This is a genomic window from Xanthomonas sp. DAR 34887 (assembly GCF_041245805.1).
GTDB lineage: Bacteria > Pseudomonadota > Gammaproteobacteria > Xanthomonadales > Xanthomonadaceae > Xanthomonas_A > Xanthomonas_A tesorieronis.
The window spans coordinates 4,702,679-4,718,398 of record NZ_CP162490.1 but is presented as its reverse complement, the minus strand read 5'-3'; the positions used below and the strand labels follow the sequence as shown (position 1 = coordinate 4,718,398).

Here is a 15,720-nt window from a genome sequence, read left to right as displayed (position 1 = left end):
TTCAGCCGCGACAGATCCTCTCCGGAAGGTGAATGTCGCGGCTGAAGCCGCTCCTACAGGACTGCGCCCGCGCGGCTAGCGCGCGTCGTCCTGCTGCGCCGGCGGCGGCAGCCCTTCCTTGTCGGCATGGTCGCGGCTGTCGGGCACCTGCGGCCGCTGTTCCATCATCAGCGACAGCGCCGCCTTGGCCATCATGTGCGCGCTGATCGGCGCGGTGATGAACAGGAATGCAGTGATCAGCAGTTCGCGCGGCTGCGGGTCCTGGCCCAGGAACAGGTGGTAGCCGACCGAGGCCAGCAGCACGCAGCCCACGCCCAGCGTGCTGGCCTTGGTCGGCGCGTGCAGGCGCTTGAAGAAGTCCGACAGCTTCACCAGCCCCAGCGCGCCGAGCAGGATGAAGCTGCAGCCGACGATCAGCAGCAGCGACAGCACGACCTGCAGCAGCCCGATCATTCGACGATGTCCCGGCGCAGCACGTACTTGCTCAGCACCACGGTGCTGCCGAAGCCGAGCATGGCGATGACCAATGCCGCCTCGAAGTACACCGGCGAATCCAGGTGCATGCCGAACAGCATCAGTTCGGCGATCGCGGTCACCGACAGCGTGTCCAGCGCCAGGATGCGGTCGGGCACGGTCGGGCCGCGCAGCAACCGCCACAGCGCCAGCAGCATCGCCAGCGCCACCACGTGCATGCACACCACGATCGTGGTCTCGATGAACATGTGGCCGGTCATGGGAAGATCTCCATCAGGGGCGCTTCGTAGCGCGTCTTGATCTGCCGGATCACGGTCTCGGCGTCGTCCAGGTGCAGCACGTGCACCAACAGGTATTTGCGGTCGTCCGACAGCGCCGCCGACACCGTGCCCGGGGTCAGCGTGATCATGCTGGTCAGCGCGGCGATGCCGTGGATGTTGGCGATGTCCAGCGGCACCCAGATGAAGCCGGGGTGCAGCCGCGATTCCGGACCCAGCACCTGCAGCGCCACCACCACGTTGGAGCGCACGATGTCCCAGGCGACCACGCACAGCATCTTCGGCACCGAGCGCAGCGAGCCGATGCGCGCGAACTCGCGGTCCAGGCGCGCGGCGAACAGCGGCACCGCTACGCCCAGCAGCGCGCCCAACAGCAACTGGCCCAAGCCGAAGCTGTCGCTCATCAACAGCCAGAACACGGTGACGGTGACGCTCAACGGCCAGGACGGAAACAGGCGGCGCGACCAGGGACGGCGCATGTCAGGGCTCCCGCAGCGCTGGCGCGGTCGCGCGCAGCTCGGTGGCGTAGTCGGCCGGGCGCAGCAGCTGTGCGGCGGCGGCTTCGGTATAGCGCAGCATCGGCCCGGCGGCGACCGTCATCGCCACGCCGTAGCCGAGCAGCAGCAGCGTCGCCGCGGTCTCCAGCGGCCGCGCGCGCGCCTTGCGCGGCTGCGGTTGCGGCCGCTGTTCGATGCTGTCGTCGTCGATGCGCTGGTCGCCGGGGACGCGCCAGAACAGGCGCACGCCGGCGCGGGTCAGGCCCATGATCACCATCAGGCTGCTGAGCAGGATCGCGGCCCACACCGGGCCGACGTTGGCCGCCGGCGTGGCGCCGAGGATCGCGACCTTGGCCAGAAACCCGGACAGCGGCGGCAAGCCCGCCACCGACACCGCCGCGACCAGGAACAGCACGCCGGGCACGGTCTTGCCCGGCAGTGGCGCGATCACTTCCTTGCGGTCGCTGGCGTCGCCACGGCGGCGCCGGATCAGGTCGGCGACCATGAACAGCGCCGCGGCGACGAAGCTGCTGTGCGCCAGGTAGTACAGGCCGGCGCCGAGCGTGCCCGGCGCATCCAGCGCAAAGGCGATGAACAGCGTCGCCGCCGACACGATCACCAGGTAGCCGACCAGCACCCGCAGGCGCACCGCGGCCAGCACCCCGAGCGCGGCCAGCAGCAACGTGCCGATGCCCAGCCACAGCAACCAATCGCGGCCGTAGCCGTCCAGGGCCTGCGCCTGGTTGCCCAGGATCAGCGTGCTCACCCGCAGCACCGCATACAGCCCGACCTTGGTCATCACCACGAACAGCGCCGCCACCGCCGCCGGCGCGCGCGCGTAGGTTTCCGGCAGCCACAGGTACAGCGGCAGCAGCGCCGCCTTGGCGCAGAACACCAGCAGCAACAGGCCGAACGTGGCCTTGATCAGGCGCAGGTTCTCCGGCGGCGCCTGCGCGATGCGCTGCGACAGCTCGGCCATGTTCAACGAGCCCAGCAGCGCGTACAGCAGGCCCAGCGCGATCAGGAACAACGTGGAGGAGGTGACGTTGAACACCACGTAGTGGAAGCCCACGCGCAGGCGCAGGCCGCGTCCGCCGCTGAGCAGCAGGCCGTAGGACGCGATCAGCATCACCTCGAAGAACACGAACAGGTTGAACACGTCGCCGGTCAGGAACGCGCCGTTGAGGCCGACCAGCTGGAACTGGAACAGCGCATGGAAGTGCGGCGCGCGCCGATCCCAGCCGGCGCAGGCGTGCAGCAGGCAGGCCGCGGCGAGCAGGGTGGTGGTCAGCAGCATCCACGCCGACAGGCGGTCGGCCATCAACGCGATGCCCAGCCGCGACGGCCAGTCGCCGAGCAGGTACACCTGCACCTGGCCGTCGCCGGCGCGCACGAACAGCGCGAGCACCGCCGCCGCCAGCGCCGCCATCGCGGTCCAGGCCACCGCGCGGCGCACGTGGCGTCCGTAGCGGCGGTGCTCCACGAACAGCGACAGCGCGGCGCCGAGCAGCGGAATCAGGATCGGCAGGATGACCAGATGGTTCATAGCGCGCTGTCGCCGTCTTGATCGACGCGCGCATCGACATGGTCGCTGCGGTTGTCGCCGCGGCTGCGCATCGCCAGCACGATGCTGACCGCGGTCATCGCGAAGGCGATCACGATCGCGGTCAGCACCAGCGCCTGCGGCAGCGGGTCGGTGTAGTCGGCCAGGGTCGGCGCAACGCCGTCGCGCAACACCGGCGCCTTGCCCTGCACCAGTCGCCCGCCAGCGAAGATCAGCAGATTGGTGGCGTAGGACAGCACGGTCATGCCCAGGATCACGTCGAAGCTGCGCGCGCGCAGCAGCAGGTACACGCCGACCGCGGTCAGCACGCCGATCGCGCTCGCCAATGCCAGTTCCATCAGCGCATCTCCCCGGTGCGTGCGGAGCGCTGCGCCGGGTCGATCTGGCCGCGCTGGGACTCGCGCGTGCGCGAGGGCTTGATCGTGCCCATCATCGACAGGGTCAGCATGGTGCCGCCGAACACGACCAGGTACACCCCGGTATCGAAGCCCAGCGCGCTGGCCAGCGGGATGTCGCCGATCAGCGGGAGCTGCAGGTCGTAGTGGCCGCTGGTCAGGAACGGCACCCCGAACAGCATCGAGGCCATGCCGCTGAGCGCGGCCAGCAACAGGCCCAGGCCGATGCAGCGGATGTAGTCGAAGCCGAAGCGCGATTCCACCGAGGCCGCGCCCTGGATCACATACTGGATCAGCAGCGGCACCGCCAGCACCAGGCCGGCGATGAAGCCGCCGCCGGGCGCGTTGTGGCCGCGCAGGAACAGGAAGATCGACACGGTGAGGGTCAGCGGGAACATCAGCTGCGCCAGGTCGGCGGGGACCGGCAGCTTGATCGGCGGCCCCGGCATCACTTTCTCAGGCGCCATCCGCGCGCGCCGCAGCAGCGCATGCACCACCAGCGCGGCGATGCCGAACACGGTGATCTCGCCGAACGTATCGAAGCCGCGGAAATCGACCAGGATCACGTTGACCACGTTGCGCCCGTAGGCCTCCGGCAGCGCGCGTTGCAGCAGTTCGCCGGCCATCGTCGCCGCCGGCCGGGTCATCACCGAATACGCCAGCAAGGCCATGCCGATGCCGGCGGCGATCGCCAGTGCCGCATCGCGCAGCTTGCGCCAGCGCTGCGGCTCCAGCGGCGAGGCCTTGGGCAGGTAGTTCATCGCCAGCAGCATCAGCACCAGGGTGACCATCTCCACCAGCAGTTGGGTCAGCGCCAGGTCCGGCGCCGACAGGAACACGAACACCAGGCTCACGCCCAGGCCGCTGCCGCCGATCACCAGCACCGCCAGCAACCGCTGCCGGTACAGGAACAAGGTGGCCAGCGCGCAGCTGACGATCAGCAGCCACAGCGCCCAGCCCAGCAGCGGCATCGGCTGCGGCGCCGGCCATTGATTCCACAGCGGCGGGGCGGACACGAACGGCGCCGCGGCGACCACCACCGCGCTCAGCAGCAGCCAGCGCAGGCTGCGCTGCAGGCTGCCGTTGGCCAGTACCCGGGTGAAACGTGCGGCGGCGCCGAACAGCGCTTCCACTTGCCAGTGGAACACCCGCTTGCCCAGCGAGCGGCGGACTTCGGTGTACAGCGCGGTCAGCCGGCGCAGGCCGAAATACAGCGCCACGCCGCCGACCACGCCGGCGATGCTCATCGCCAGCGGCGCGTTCCAGCCGTGCCAGACCGCCAGGCTGTACTCGGGCAGCGCGTCGCCGAGGATCGCGCCGGCCGCGGTGCGCAGCACCGGCGCCACGGTCAGCGCAGGCGCGACGCCCACCGCGACGCATACCAGCACCAGCACTTCCACTGGGATCTTCATCCAACGTGGTGGCTCGTGCGGCATCGCGTCCAGGTGCCGCGGGCCACGGCCGAAGAAGGTCTCGTAGACGAAGCGCAGGCTGTAGGCGACGCCGAACACGCCGGCCAGCAGCGCTGCAGTGGCAGTGAATACGCGCATTGCTGCCGGCCCGCCCACCTCCAATGCCTGCGCGAAGAACATTTCCTTCGACAAGAAGCCGTTGAGCAGCGGAATGCCGGCCATCGACAGCGAGGCGATGATCGCCAGCGCGCTGGTGAACGGCATCCAGCGGCGCAGGTTGCCGAGCCGGCGCATGTCGCGGGTATGGGTCTCGTGGTCGATGATGCCGGCGGCCATGAACAGCGAGGCCTTGAACACCGCATGGTTGAGGATGTGGAACACGCCGGCCACCACCGCCATCGGCGTGGACAGCCCGAACAGCATGGTGATCAGGCCCAGGTGCGAGATCGTCGAATACGCCAGCAGGCCCTTCAGGTCGTGCTGGAAGATCGCGAACCAGGCGCCGACCAGCAGCGTGATCGCGCCGACGCCGCTGACCGTATAGAAGAACAGGTCGCTGCCGGCCAGCGCCGGATGCAGCCGCGCCAGCAGGAACACGCCGGCCTTGACCATCGTCGCCGAGTGCAGATACGCCGACACCGGGGTCGGCGCGGCCATCGCGTGCGGCAGCCAGAAATGGAACGGGAACTGCGCGCTCTTGGTGAAGATGCCGAGCAGGATCAGCCCCAGCGCCCACGGATACAGCGCGCTGGCGCGGATCGCGTCGCCGGCGGCGAGCACCGCATCGAGCTGGTAGCTGCCGACGATGCGCCCGAGCAGCAGCACGCCGCCGAGCAGGGCCAGGCCGCCGCCGCCGGTGATCACCAGCGCCATGCGCGCGCCGTCGCGCGCATCCTTGCGATGCGACCAGAACCCGATCAGCAGGAACGAGCTGATGCTGGTCAGTTCCCAGAACACCATCAGCAGCAGCAGATTGCCGGCGATCACCATGCCCAGCATCGCGCCCATGAACAGCAGCAGATAGCCGTAGAAGCGCGCCGCGTTCTCGCGCGCGCTGAGGTAGTAATGCGCGTACATCACCACCAGCGCGCCGATCGCCAGCACCAGGCCGGCGAACATCCAGGCCAGTCCATCCAGGCGCAGCGAGAACTGCAGCCCGATCTGCGGCAGCCAGGCGTGATCGGCGCGCACGATGCCGCCGTCGAGCACGGTCGGCGTCAGCGTGCCGAGCAGGATCAGCCCGGCCAACGGCGCCGCGGCGGCCATCCAGGCCAGCGTGGCACGCGAACGGTGGCGCAGGGCGATGACGGCCGCCGCCATCAGGAACGGCAAGGCCAGCAGGATGTCCAGAGCGGGGATCATGCAGGGAATACGAGATTCGCGAGCAGGAGCCCGAGTGTAACAGGCGCACCGCGGCGCTGGCCTGCAATGGTGGTCGGCGCATGCGAGGTCATTCGCGCACGATAGCGCAGCCCAGGTGATGCGCTTGCGAGCGCGCGGCGGCCGCGGGATTGGGCGTGGCGGCGTGCGCTCGCTATGCTTGTGCGATGACCGATGCGCCTGCTACGACCGCCGCTGCCTCCACGACGTTGACGCCCACGGCGCAAGCGCGCGTGGCACTGCTGTTCGGCGGCAGCGGCCAGATCGGCGAGCGCCTGCTGCATGGGTTGCTGGCCGCTGGCTGGCAGGTGCATGCGTTCTCGCGTACGCCGCAGCCGGCGCGCGACGGCCTGCACTGGCATGTGGGCGAACTGAGCCAGCTGCAGGCGCCGCCGGTGCAGGCCGAGGCGATCTTCAGCTGCGGCCCGCTGGATGCGTTCGCCGACTGGTACCGACGCACGCCGCTGCAGGCGCGGCGCGTGGTTGCGTTCGGTTCCACCAGCCTGGAGGTCAAGCGCGATTCGCTGGACGCCGCCGAGCGCGACGTCGCGCGGCGCCTGCGCGAGGCCGAGGCCGCGTTGTTCGCCGCCGCGGCCGACCGCGGCGCCGCGGTCACCGTGCTGCGGCCGACACTCGTTTACGGCGCCGGCCGCGACCGCACGTTGAGCGCGATCGCCACACTGGCGCGGCGCAGCGGCTGGTTCGTGCTGCCGCGCAGCGCGCGCGGCCTGCGCCAGCCGGTGCACGTGCAGGACCTGGCCGACGCGGCGCTGGCGGTGCTGGCGCATCCGGCCACGCATGGCCGCAGCTATGCGCTGGGCGGCGGCGAGGTGCTCAGCTACCGCGAGATGGTGCGGCGCGTGCTGGCCGCATTGCAGCCGCCGGCGCGGTTGCTGTCGTTACCGCACGCCGTGTTCGCGCTGGCCCTGCGCATCGCCCATGCCGGCGGCCGCCTGCGCGGCATGAACCGCGCCGCGCTGCAGCGCATGGGCGAGGACCTGGTGTTCGACCTGGCGCCGGCGCAGCGCGATTTCGGCTACGCGCCGCGTGCCTTCGCGCCGGATGCGGCGATGCTGGGCGAGCCGCGCTGAGGCGCCGCGCCCGGGCTCAGTAGCGCCAGCCCATGCGCCGGTAGAGCTTGGCGATCACCCAGGCCGGCCCGATCAGCAGGTACACCAGATCGGTGAGGAAGCTGGGCTTGTGGCCTTCCAGCTTGTGCCCGACGAACTGCGCGATCCAGGCCGCCACGAACACGCCGATGGCCAGCCACAGCAGGCCATGCAGGCCGAGCCGCGCTTCCAGCAGCCGGCACAGGCAACCGCAGAAGAAGAACGTGGCCAGCATGCCGTAGCCCAGCGGGCGCGACAGCCGGTTGTAGAACATCCACGCCGCGAACATGCCCAGCGCCGCCCACAGCCCACTCTGGAACCAGCTGCCGCCGACCGGGATGCACCACAGCAGCGCCACCACCGACCACAGGATTGCCGGTACCGCCAGCACATGGATGCGCTTGTTGGCGGCATTGCGGTGATCGTCGGAATAGCTGGCGAAATAGCGGTCGATCGGGCGCGCGTAGGCGGTGGTGTCCATCGTCCCTCCCAGGAGTCGGGCCAGGATAGCGCCATCGGCGCGGCGATGCGGAGACAGCGCCGTCGCAGGCGCTTGCCTGGTCCATGCCGATCGGGCCTCACGGAGCCGCCATGCGGCGGCGAAGCGGCGCAGCGCAAAAAATCCCGCCGTCGGCACAATATCGACCGCGCTGTCACGTCTGCAACAGCATGAGCCCATCGAACCCACCGCCCGAGACCGACCGCGCCATCGCCGCGACGGTGCTGCGCGAGCGTTCCCGGCTCGGCAACTTCATCCGCCGCCGCGTGCTCGACCGCGCCGAGGCCGAGGACATCCTGCAGGACGTGCTCTCCGAGTTCGTGCAGGCCTACCGGCTTCCCGCGCCGATCGAGCAGGCCAGCGCCTGGCTGTTCCAGGTCGCGCGCAATCGCATCATCGACCGCTTCCGCAAGCGCCAGGCGCAGCCGCCGGACACGCAGCTCGACGCTGCCGGCGACATTGCCGACGACGACGACACGCTGCGCCTGGATCTGGCGCTGCCGGCGCCTGGCGGCGGGCCGGACGCCGCCTATGCGCGCACGCGCCTGCTGCTGGCCTTGCAGCAGGCGCTGGACGAATTGCCGGAAAACCAGAGCGAGGTGTTCGTGGCCCACGAGTTCGAGGGCCGCAGTTTCAAGCAGATGGCCGCCGACAGCGGCATCGCGATCAACACCTTGTTGGCGCGCAAGCGCTACGCCGTGCTGTACCTGCGCGCGCGCCTGCAAACGGCGTACGACGAACTCGAATTCTGAAGGAGTGAACACGATGGCATTCAAAGCGAGATATCTGGGCAAGGCGGTGTTCGTGCTGGCGGCGTTGGCCGTGCTCGGCGCGGTGGTGATGCTGCTGTGGAACGCGGTCGTGCCGCTCGCATTGAGCGGCGCGCATCCGATCGACTATCCGCATGCGCTGGGATTGCTGGTGCTCAGCCGCATCCTGTTCGGCGGATTCCGCGGCCGCGGTGGCTGGCATCGGCACCGTCACTGGGAGAAATGGCAGGCGATGACGCCGGAAGAACGCGAGCAGTTCAGGCACGCCATGCATCGCCGCCGGCACCGGGGCGAACGCCAATGAAGCCGCTGCACGATGCGATGACGGTGTGCCGGCAGGCGCCGGGCGCGGTGCGGCCGATCGTCGAGCTGACCCGCTGCGAGGGCAAGGGCGATTGTGCCGCGGTGTGCCCGGAGCAGGTGTTCGAGCTGCGGCGTATCGACGCGTCGGACTATCGCAGTCTCGGCGTACTGCACCGATTCAAGCTGCGCGTGCACGGCATGCGCGTGGCCTATACGCCGAACGCCGACGCCTGTCGTGGTTGCGGCCTGTGCGTGGCCGCCTGCCCGGAGCATGCGATCACGCTGCGCCGCGGAGCGCCGCCATGAGCGCCACGCCCGCGGCCTCCCCGCCGGGTTTCAGCGGCTACCAGAAGGCGGTGGCGGGCATGCTGGCGTTCCTGCAGTTCGCCGTCATTCTCGACTTCATGCTGATGTCGCCGCTGGGCGCGACGATCATGCCGGCGCTGCGTATCGGCCCGGCCCAGTTCGGGCTGGTGGTCTCGGCGTATGCGTTCAGCGCCGCCATTTCCGGACTGCTGACCGCCGGCTTCGCCGACCGCTTCGATCGCAAGCGGATGCTGTTGTTCTTCTACGCGGGCTTCGTCGCCGGCACCGCATGGTGCGGCCTGGCGCAGAGCTTCCATAGCCTGTTGCTGGCGCGCATCGTCACCGGCCTGTTCGGTGGCGTGATCGGCTCGGTGGTACTGGCCATCGCCGCCGACCTGTTCCCCGCGCAGCAGCGCGGCCGGGTGATGGGCCTGATCCAGACCGCGTTCGCGGCCAGCCAGGTGCTGGGCATCCCCATCGGCCTGGCGCTGTCCAACCGCTGGGACTGGCATGCGCCGTTCCTGGCGATGGCCGGCCTGGGCCTGCTCGCCGGCCTGGTCGTGGCCTGGCGGCTGCAGCCGGTCAGCGCGCACCTGCAGGCGCCGCGCGAACACGGCGCATGGCGGCACCTGCTGCACACCCTGGCCGTGCCGCGGCATCTGCCGGCGTTCGCGGCGACCGCGCTGTTGAGCATCGGCGGCTTCATGCTGATGCCGTTCGGCAGCGCCTTCATCGTCGGCAACCTCGGCATCGACCTGCACAGCCTGCCCACCATCTACCTGATCACCGGGCTGTGCGCGATCGTGTTCGGCCCGCTGATCGGGCGCGCGACCGACCGCCTCGGCATCCTGCGCGTGTTCACCGTCGGCACGCTCGCCTCGATCGTCATGGTGCTGATCTACACCCACCTGGTGCGGGCGTCGCTGGCGTGGCTGATCGTGGTCAACGTGCTGCTGTTCGCGGCGATCTTCTCGCGCATGATTCCGTTCCAGGCGCTGGCCGCCTCGGTACCGTCGGTGGCGCAGCGCGGCGCCTTCAACGCCATCGCCGCGTCCGTGCAGCAGCTGTCCGGCGGCCTGGCCTCGCTGATCGCCGGGCAGATCGTCAGCGTCGGCGCCGACGGCAGGCTGCAGCATTTCGACAGGGTCGGCTATGTTGTGGTCGCCGTCTCGCTGGTGGCCTGGGTCCTGCTGCGTGACCTGCAACGCCGAATGCAGCGCGAGGCACAACTCCAGGTCGCCGCGCCAGGCTGAATCGCAGCTCGGCGCCCGCAGCGTTCATCATGCCGCGCTGCGCACTGCCGGCGGCGTGCCGTTGCGCGCCACCGCCGGCAGGGACGGCGTCAGCGCCCGCCTTGGACAATGCGTTGCTGCGCTTCCTGCACGTTTTGCTGATGTGCCGCCTGGCTGGCCAGCAGCTGCGCATTGGTCTGTTCCAGTGGCGGCGCAGGTTGTTGCAGGTCTACGACCGCGCGGAAGCCGGGCGTGGTGCCGAGCACGTAGGCCTTGTCGTCCTGCACGGTGATGCTGCGTAGCTTTTCGGCGCTGTCGATCCCGTTCTGTTGGGCCTGCAGTGCGACGTTGGCGGCGACCTCGGGCGTGGTGCCTTCAGGCATGCGCTCGCGCACGGCCTTGACCAGCGCATTCTCGGACGCATCGCCGGGTCCCCGGTTCTGCGCCGCATGCGTCTGCTCCTGTTGAGCGCGAAGTTGCTCGCGCAGGCTGCCCAGCGTCTGCTCCCCGGCCTTGCCATCGACCTGAAGTCCGTGCGCCTGCTGATAGGCGCGCACCGCATCACGGGTGTTGTCGCCGAAGTTGCCGTCTTCGGCCAGTGGCCGTCCACGCGCATCGTGCACGCCTAGTCGGTTGAGATTCCGTTGCAACGCTTCAATCTCAATGCCGCGTTCGCCATGCTTTAGAACGCCATCGGCCAAGGCGGCGTTCGCGGAAGTGCGTGCTGTCAAGGCCGCAGTGACCTGCGCATGTGCCGGCGCCGCTTCCGGATTGCCGTGCAATGGCGCGCGCACCTGGAACTCAGGTTTTGGAGTGAGTGCACCGACTATACGAGTGCCGCCTCCGTCCCAATAGCCGCCGGGCCGGATCGTCACTTCGGCAGGGCCGGTGCTGCCCTGCGAACCAATGAACTGGATATTGCCCTGCGCATCATAGCCTTTGAAGATGCCGACGTGCTGTCCTTGCGCAGACGAAAACATCAGGATGTCGCCTTGGTGCAGCGGGCCATTGGGCCTGCGCGCTTCTGCGGCCGAAGTCACGTCGAAGTGTTCACGCGCATATCCTGTGACCTGCGAGCCGTTGAACAGTTTTGCCGTGGTGAAGCCTGCGGCATTGTCGCCTGGCACGTCGTAGCCGGCATTCTTGAGTCCGCGCCATACGAAAGCGGAACAATCTACGCCCAGACGACCATCGCCATCGGCATCGCGTTCCAGCCGGCTGCTGTCGCGGCCGGGGCGCGGATGGTCGGGCCGACCATATTCGTATTGTCGGCCCTCGCGGAAGAAGTGTTGATGAGCTTCGTTGTAAACGGCCGCGCCAGGTGCGTTCGCCTGTGCGGGCGAAGCGTGTGGCTGAGCTGAAGCGGATGGCGTGACAGTATGCGCCGGCGCCGGCGCATGAGACGGGGTCTGTACTACTGTGTCACCCTCGCGCCAGCCTTCGAAACGGCGGATGCCATCGGCAAGCACTTCGCGCTCGCGTTCGCTCATCTGCGACACGGTCTTATTGCGAAGATCTACGCCCTGGCGATCGCCTTCGGCAAAAATCGAAGCAGCCTGTTCGCGATGATGGGTCTGGCCGCTGTAGTCGGCCTTGGAATAGCTCGGCAGCATCTGTTCGACGGTATCGTTGCCGAAGCGGCGCTCCAATAGCTGTATCTTGGCCGCGCGTCCGGCTTCGTAGTTTTCGAAGACTGCATTACCCCATTGATCCAGGCCGACAACGCCACGATAGCGGTCCTGCGCCGATTGCAAAGCCTCCTCGCGCGTACGTGGGTTGTGCACCGTCGTGTCGGCGCTGCCGGCGAATTCGAACTTGAGGTTGCCGGGATTGTTGTTTCTCCAGGAGACGGTGCCCCCGGAACGAGTGACGACGCTGCCATCGTCCATTTCCAGCGTGCGCGTGGTGCCGACGCTGCTGATCACGCGAGTGATTTTTGGATCCGACATGTGCTTGCTCCTTTAGAACTTGCCAGATAAATCCAGTATTTCGTGCGCGAAAGCTACATTCCGTTGGAAAAGACATCGAGTGCGCTTGCGTTTACCCAGCCCTGTGCGCAGTCGCCCGCATAAGTGCCCGAAGCGGCGATGCGGCAGGCTCCGCCGTTGCCTAGCGCGGTGCGCTGAATGGGCCGATCACCGTACTGGTTGCACAAGGCGTTGCCCTTGCACTTGGCAACGCTGCTGGCTGGTACGGCAATGACGTAATAGTAGTGTGGATTCTGTCCAGCACGGGCAATGCCCTGGATGCACACCAACTGTCCCTGTTCAAACCTGGCACGAGGCTGCACATCGCTGCCGGTGGTCGGCACATTGTTGAGCACATCCACACCTTTGGCCTCCGCCACGCCGGCGAAGAAGCCATCGCCGCCGCAATCCGGAGACAACTCGACGTCGTAGAAGTCGCCGGCATCGAGATTTCCTGCGGTGCAGCCACGCGCAGCCTTCGCATCCGTGCAGCGTACGCCGCTTTCCTGAATCAGGGTCTGCAATGTGTCGCCCGGTTTCGCGGCGGAAACGGGTGTTGGAGTCGTTGCCGTTGCCGTTGCAGCAGTGGCGGTATGTTCGCCTGCAGTGCATGCGCCCAGCACGAGCAGCAGTACAGACATGGACATGCTGCGAAGGAAAGGAACGTTAACGAGGGTGGATTGCGTCATTGCTGTCTCTGGTGTCGGTGGAGAGCAAGTGCGCTGGCCGCAGAGGTGCTGGCGGCGGTCGGCGCCAACGTGCATCGGTGAGTGCAATGTGGGCACGGGGCTGTCTTGAAAAACAGCCCCGCATCCGATTTGCGCTAGGTTGTTACATCGCGTCAGTCGATCGAAATCCCCGCCAGCCGCTGCAGGGCTTCGGCGTACTTGGCGCGGGTGCGGTCAATCACCTCCTGCGGCAGGCGCGGGCCGGGCGCGGTCTTGCCCCAGTCCAGCGTCTCCAGGTAGTCGCGCACGAACTGCTTGTCGTAGCTCGGCGGGCTGGTGCCCACTGCGTACTCGTCGGCCGGCCAGTAGCGCGAGGAGTCCGGGGTCAGCATCTCGTCCATGATGTACAGGCGGCCGTCGGCGTCGGTGCCGAACTCGAACTTGGTGTCGGCCAGCAGGATGCCGCGCTCGGCGGCGAAGTCGGCGGCGAAACGGTAGATGCGCAACGTGGCGTCGCGCACGCGCTCGGCCAGCTCGGCGCCGACGGTCTTGACCATCGCGTCGAAGTCGATGTTCTCGTCGTGGTCGCCGACCGCGGCCTTGGTGGATGGGGTGAAGATCGGTTCGGCCAGTTTCTCGGCCTGGCGCAGGCCGTCGGGCAATTCGATGCCGCTGACCTTGCCGGTGCGCTGGTAGTCCTTCCAGCCGCTGCCGATCAGGTAGCCGCGGGCGATCGCTTCCACCGGCACCGGCTTGAGCTTCTTGGTCACCACCGCCCGCCGCGCGTACAGCGCCGCGTCCACGCCGGCCGGCAGCACGCTGGCCACGTCGATGCCGGTGAGGTGGTTGGGCATCAGGTGTTCGGTCTTCTTGAACCAGAAGTTGGAGACCTGGCACAGCATTTCGCCCTTGCCGGGAATCGGGTCGGGCAGCACCACGTCGAAGGCGGACAGGCGGTCGGTGGCGACCATCAACAGGTAGTCCCCGGGCGGGGCGTCGGCGGGCAGGCGGTCGCGGGGGAGATCGAATACGTCGCGGACCTTGCCCCGGTGACGCAACGGCAGGCCGGGCAGATCGGATTGCAACAGCGTGGTGGACACAGGCACTCCTACGGACTTCGCAATGGCGGCTGTCCCGGGACCCGGCGGGCCCGCGGCTCGACAGCGGGCCGCGTAGTGTACGGCCGGAAAGCCCCGCTGTGCCGTAAAATGCGAGGCCTTGTCCGCCGAGCCCGCCTTCGCCCATGCCCTGGTACGGAAAACTGCTCGGCGCGATCGCCGGGGCGCTGCTATTGCGGCCCAATCCGGTGTTCGGCGCGGTGCTGGGGCTGCTGGTCGGGCACGCCTTCGATGCCGACTGGTTCAAGCTCGGCCAGCGCGAGGACCCCTACCGCGAGCTGGGCGTGAGCCGCGACGCCACCGACGCCGAGATCGAGCTGGCCTACCGCCGGCTGATGTCCCAGTACCACCCCGACAAGGTCGCCGGCGCCAGCCCGGAGCTGCGGGCGCGGGCCGAGAAGAAGGCCAGCCAGCTCAACACCGCCTACGACCGTATCCGCACCCTGCGCAAGCGCTGAGACCTTCGCCATGTCCGACTGCATCATCTCCCCGTCCATCCTCTCCGCCGACTTCGCTCGCCTGGGCGAGGAAGTGGACAACGTCCTCCAGGCCGGCGCCGACTGGATCCATTTCGACGTGATGGACAACCATTACGTGCCGAACCTGACCATCGGCCCGATGGTCTGCCAGGCGCTGCGCAAGCACGGCGTCACCGCGCCGATCGACGTGCACCTGATGGTCGAGCCGGTGGACCGGCTGATCCCGGACTTCGCCGAGGCCGGCGCGAGCCTCATCAGCTTCCACCCCGAGGCCAGCCGCCACGTGCACCGCAGCATCCAGCTGATCAAGTCGCACGGCTGCAAGGCCGGGCTGGTGCTGAACCCGGCCACCCCGGTGGACATCCTCGACTGGGTGCTGGACGACCTGGACCTGGTCCTGGTGATGTCGGTCAACCCGGGCTTCGGCGGCCAGGCCTTCATCCCCTCGGCGCTGGACAAGCTGCGCGCGATCCGCGCCAGGATCGACGCCAGCGGCAAGCCGATCCGGCTGGAGATCGATGGCGGGGTCAAGCCGGACAACATCGCCGCGATCGCCGCCGCCGGCGCCGACACCTTCGTTGCCGGCTCGGCCATCTTCAATGCGCCCGACTACGCCGCGGTGATCGCGCAGATGCGCGCCGCGGTGGCGGCGCGCTGAGATGCCCGCCCTGCACATCCGCCCGGCCACCGCCGACGACGCCGCGCTGATCCTGCGCCTGATCCGCGACCTGGCCCGCTACGAGCGCGCCGAGGACGCGGTGCAGACCGACGAGGCCGGCCTGCGCGCCAGCCTGTTCGGCCCCGGCGCCACCGCCCATGCGCTGATCTGCGAGGCCGACGCGCAGCCGATCGGCTACGCGGTGTACTTCTACAACTACTCGACCTGGCTCGGCCGCAACGGCCTGTACCTGGAAGACCTGTACGTGGCCCCGGACCACCGCGGCAGCGGCGCCGGCAAGGCCTTGCTGCGGCACCTGGCGCGGCACGCGGTGGACGCCGGCTGCGGCCGTTTCGAATGGTCGGTGCTGGACTGGAACCAGCCGGCGATCGACTTCTACGAAGCCGCCGGCGCGCAGGCGCAGGACGAATGGACCGTGTACCGCCTGCAGGGCGAGGCGCTGGCCAGGTTCGCGGCCGGCTGAGCGGCACGCAAAAGAAAGAACCGCACTGTCGCCAGTGCGGCCCCTGGGAGAAATCGGAGGCTGATCCTGCCTCCATCCGTCGTCCTTGCTATGGCCTTCCATGTTCCGGGCGATCGGTGACGCAGGT

Annotated in this window: 18 protein-coding genes; 8 read left to right on the top strand and 10 right to left on the bottom strand. The window is 68.5% G+C overall.

Annotated features, from left to right (window positions below; all coding sequences use genetic code 11):
• Positions 1-75 precede the first annotated feature (75 nt).
• Genes AB3X08_RS20175 through AB3X08_RS20150 form a run of 6 tightly spaced genes read right to left on the bottom strand, consistent with a single transcriptional unit; the run spans position 76 to position 5,982 of the window.
• Positions 76-453: a Na+/H+ antiporter subunit G gene (locus AB3X08_RS20175; RefSeq protein WP_369934675.1), complete on the bottom strand. Its 378-nt coding sequence runs from the start codon at positions 451-453 to the stop codon at positions 76-78.
• The gene (locus AB3X08_RS20170; protein ID WP_184412845.1) at positions 450-734 is read right to left on the bottom strand and encodes a K+/H+ antiporter subunit F; all 285 of its coding nucleotides are present in this window, start codon (positions 732-734) and stop codon (positions 450-452) included. Before AB3X08_RS20170 ends, AB3X08_RS20175 begins: the two co-directional genes overlap by 4 nt.
• Positions 731-1,231, bottom strand: a complete 501-nt coding sequence (locus AB3X08_RS20165) for a Na+/H+ antiporter subunit E (protein ID WP_184412848.1) — start codon at positions 1,229-1,231, stop codon at positions 731-733. The genes AB3X08_RS20170 and AB3X08_RS20165 overlap by 4 nt, the downstream gene beginning before the upstream one ends.
• 1 nt (position 1,232) lies before the next feature.
• Complete coding sequence (locus AB3X08_RS20160) at positions 1,233-2,795, bottom strand: monovalent cation/H+ antiporter subunit D (RefSeq protein ID WP_369934671.1); 1,563 nt, start codon at positions 2,793-2,795, stop codon at positions 1,233-1,235.
• The gene (locus AB3X08_RS20155; RefSeq protein ID WP_369934669.1) at positions 2,792-3,151 is read right to left on the bottom strand and encodes a Na+/H+ antiporter subunit C; all 360 of its coding nucleotides are present in this window, start codon (positions 3,149-3,151) and stop codon (positions 2,792-2,794) included. Before AB3X08_RS20155 ends, AB3X08_RS20160 begins: the two co-directional genes overlap by 4 nt.
• Positions 3,151-5,982, bottom strand: a complete 2,832-nt coding sequence (locus AB3X08_RS20150; protein ID WP_369934667.1) for a monovalent cation/H+ antiporter subunit A — start codon at positions 5,980-5,982, stop codon at positions 3,151-3,153. The genes AB3X08_RS20155 and AB3X08_RS20150 overlap by 1 nt, the downstream gene beginning before the upstream one ends.
• Before the next feature lie 185 nt (positions 5,983-6,167).
• Here AB3X08_RS20150 and AB3X08_RS20145 point away from each other — a divergent pair, with 185 nt between their 5' ends.
• The gene (locus tag AB3X08_RS20145; RefSeq protein ID WP_369934665.1) at positions 6,168-7,091 is read left to right on the top strand and encodes an SDR family oxidoreductase; all 924 of its coding nucleotides are present in this window, start codon (positions 6,168-6,170) and stop codon (positions 7,089-7,091) included.
• A 16-nt stretch (positions 7,092-7,107) separates the two neighbouring features.
• On the opposite strand, the gene AB3X08_RS20140 is transcribed toward AB3X08_RS20145, so the two are convergent.
• Positions 7,108-7,590: a DUF962 domain-containing protein gene (locus AB3X08_RS20140; RefSeq protein ID WP_369934663.1), complete on the bottom strand. Its 483-nt coding sequence runs from the start codon at positions 7,588-7,590 to the stop codon at positions 7,108-7,110.
• Between the two features lie 188 nt (positions 7,591-7,778).
• Here AB3X08_RS20140 and AB3X08_RS20135 point away from each other — a divergent pair, with 188 nt between their 5' ends.
• From AB3X08_RS20135 to AB3X08_RS20120, 4 genes are read left to right on the top strand one after another with little or no spacing between them, the layout of a single operon-like run.
• On the top strand, positions 7,779-8,360 hold the full coding sequence (locus AB3X08_RS20135; RefSeq protein ID WP_369934661.1) for an RNA polymerase sigma factor: 582 nt from the start codon (positions 7,779-7,781) through the stop codon (positions 8,358-8,360).
• Positions 8,361-8,373: 13 nt separating this feature from the next.
• A complete protein-coding gene (locus tag AB3X08_RS20130; RefSeq protein WP_184412865.1) occupies positions 8,374-8,682 on the top strand; it encodes a hypothetical protein in 309 nt (102 codons plus the stop codon).
• Positions 8,679-8,987, top strand: coding sequence for a 4Fe-4S dicluster domain-containing protein (locus tag AB3X08_RS20125; protein WP_369934658.1), 309 nt, complete (start codon positions 8,679-8,681; stop codon positions 8,985-8,987). The genes AB3X08_RS20130 and AB3X08_RS20125 overlap by 4 nt, the downstream gene beginning before the upstream one ends.
• Positions 8,984-10,240 carry an MFS transporter gene (locus AB3X08_RS20120; protein WP_369934656.1) on the top strand — a complete coding sequence of 419 codons (1,257 nt, stop codon included), beginning with the start codon at positions 8,984-8,986 and terminating at the stop codon, positions 10,238-10,240. The genes AB3X08_RS20125 and AB3X08_RS20120 overlap by 4 nt, the downstream gene beginning before the upstream one ends.
• An 89-nt stretch (positions 10,241-10,329) precedes the next feature.
• Here the strand turns inward: AB3X08_RS20120 and AB3X08_RS20115 are convergent, their stop codons facing one another.
• From AB3X08_RS20115 to AB3X08_RS20105, 3 genes are all read right to left on the bottom strand, one after another.
• On the bottom strand, positions 10,330-12,168 hold the full coding sequence (locus AB3X08_RS20115) for a peptidoglycan-binding protein (protein WP_369934654.1): 1,839 nt from the start codon (positions 12,166-12,168) through the stop codon (positions 10,330-10,332).
• 53 nt (positions 12,169-12,221) lie between these two features.
• Positions 12,222-12,827 (bottom strand): hypothetical protein, encoded by a 606-nt coding sequence (locus AB3X08_RS20110; RefSeq protein WP_369934652.1) that lies wholly within the window; start codon positions 12,825-12,827, stop codon positions 12,222-12,224.
• A gap of 200 nt (positions 12,828-13,027) precedes the next feature.
• Positions 13,028-13,954 carry a phosphoribosylaminoimidazolesuccinocarboxamide synthase gene (locus tag AB3X08_RS20105; RefSeq protein ID WP_369934650.1) on the bottom strand — a complete coding sequence of 309 codons (927 nt, stop codon included), beginning with the start codon at positions 13,952-13,954 and terminating at the stop codon, positions 13,028-13,030.
• A 143-nt stretch (positions 13,955-14,097) separates the two neighbouring features.
• Here AB3X08_RS20105 and AB3X08_RS20100 point away from each other — a divergent pair, with 143 nt between their 5' ends.
• Genes AB3X08_RS20100 through AB3X08_RS20090 form a run of 3 tightly spaced genes read left to right on the top strand, consistent with a single transcriptional unit; the run spans position 14,098 to position 15,593 of the window.
• On the top strand, positions 14,098-14,430 hold the full coding sequence (locus AB3X08_RS20100; protein ID WP_369934648.1) for a J domain-containing protein: 333 nt from the start codon (positions 14,098-14,100) through the stop codon (positions 14,428-14,430).
• A gap of 10 nt (positions 14,431-14,440) precedes the next feature.
• Positions 14,441-15,109, top strand: a complete 669-nt coding sequence (rpe, locus tag AB3X08_RS20095) for a ribulose-phosphate 3-epimerase (protein WP_369934645.1) — start codon at positions 14,441-14,443, stop codon at positions 15,107-15,109.
• Position 15,110: 1 nt separating this feature from the next.
• Positions 15,111-15,593, top strand: coding sequence for a GNAT family N-acetyltransferase (locus tag AB3X08_RS20090; RefSeq protein ID WP_369934643.1), 483 nt, complete (start codon positions 15,111-15,113; stop codon positions 15,591-15,593).
• The last annotated feature ends 127 nt before the right edge of the window (positions 15,594-15,720 follow it).

Excerpts from the sequence above, each read along its gene's own strand:
- AB3X08_RS20175 (WP_369934675.1), bottom strand. The coding sequence starts at position 453 with ATGATCGGGCTGCTGCAGGTCGTGCTGTCGCTGCTGCTGATCGTCGGC.
- AB3X08_RS20170 (WP_184412845.1), bottom strand. The coding sequence starts at position 734 with ATGACCGGCCACATGTTCATCGAGACCACGATCGTGGTGTGCATGCAC.
- AB3X08_RS20165 (WP_184412848.1), bottom strand. The coding sequence starts at position 1,231 with ATGCGCCGTCCCTGGTCGCGCCGCCTGTTTCCGTCCTGGCCGTTGAGC.
- AB3X08_RS20160 (WP_369934671.1), bottom strand. The coding sequence starts at position 2,795 with ATGAACCATCTGGTCATCCTGCCGATCCTGATTCCGCTGCTCGGCGCC.
- AB3X08_RS20155 (WP_369934669.1), bottom strand. The coding sequence starts at position 3,151 with ATGGAACTGGCATTGGCGAGCGCGATCGGCGTGCTGACCGCGGTCGGC.
- AB3X08_RS20150 (WP_369934667.1), bottom strand. The coding sequence starts at position 5,982 with ATGATCCCCGCTCTGGACATCCTGCTGGCCTTGCCGTTCCTGATGGCG.
- AB3X08_RS20145 (WP_369934665.1), top strand. The coding sequence starts at position 6,168 with ATGACCGATGCGCCTGCTACGACCGCCGCTGCCTCCACGACGTTGACG.
- AB3X08_RS20140 (WP_369934663.1), bottom strand. The coding sequence starts at position 7,590 with ATGGACACCACCGCCTACGCGCGCCCGATCGACCGCTATTTCGCCAGC.
- AB3X08_RS20135 (WP_369934661.1), top strand. The coding sequence starts at position 7,779 with ATGAGCCCATCGAACCCACCGCCCGAGACCGACCGCGCCATCGCCGCG.
- AB3X08_RS20130 (WP_184412865.1), top strand. The coding sequence starts at position 8,374 with ATGGCATTCAAAGCGAGATATCTGGGCAAGGCGGTGTTCGTGCTGGCG.
- AB3X08_RS20125 (WP_369934658.1), top strand. The coding sequence starts at position 8,679 with ATGAAGCCGCTGCACGATGCGATGACGGTGTGCCGGCAGGCGCCGGGC.
- AB3X08_RS20120 (WP_369934656.1), top strand. The coding sequence starts at position 8,984 with ATGAGCGCCACGCCCGCGGCCTCCCCGCCGGGTTTCAGCGGCTACCAG.
- AB3X08_RS20115 (WP_369934654.1), bottom strand. The coding sequence starts at position 12,168 with ATGTCGGATCCAAAAATCACTCGCGTGATCAGCAGCGTCGGCACCACG.
- AB3X08_RS20110 (WP_369934652.1), bottom strand. The coding sequence starts at position 12,827 with ATGTCTGTACTGCTGCTCGTGCTGGGCGCATGCACTGCAGGCGAACAT.
- AB3X08_RS20100 (WP_369934648.1), top strand. The coding sequence starts at position 14,098 with ATGCCCTGGTACGGAAAACTGCTCGGCGCGATCGCCGGGGCGCTGCTA.
- rpe (WP_369934645.1), top strand. The coding sequence starts at position 14,441 with ATGTCCGACTGCATCATCTCCCCGTCCATCCTCTCCGCCGACTTCGCT.
- AB3X08_RS20090 (WP_369934643.1), top strand. The coding sequence starts at position 15,111 with ATGCCCGCCCTGCACATCCGCCCGGCCACCGCCGACGACGCCGCGCTG.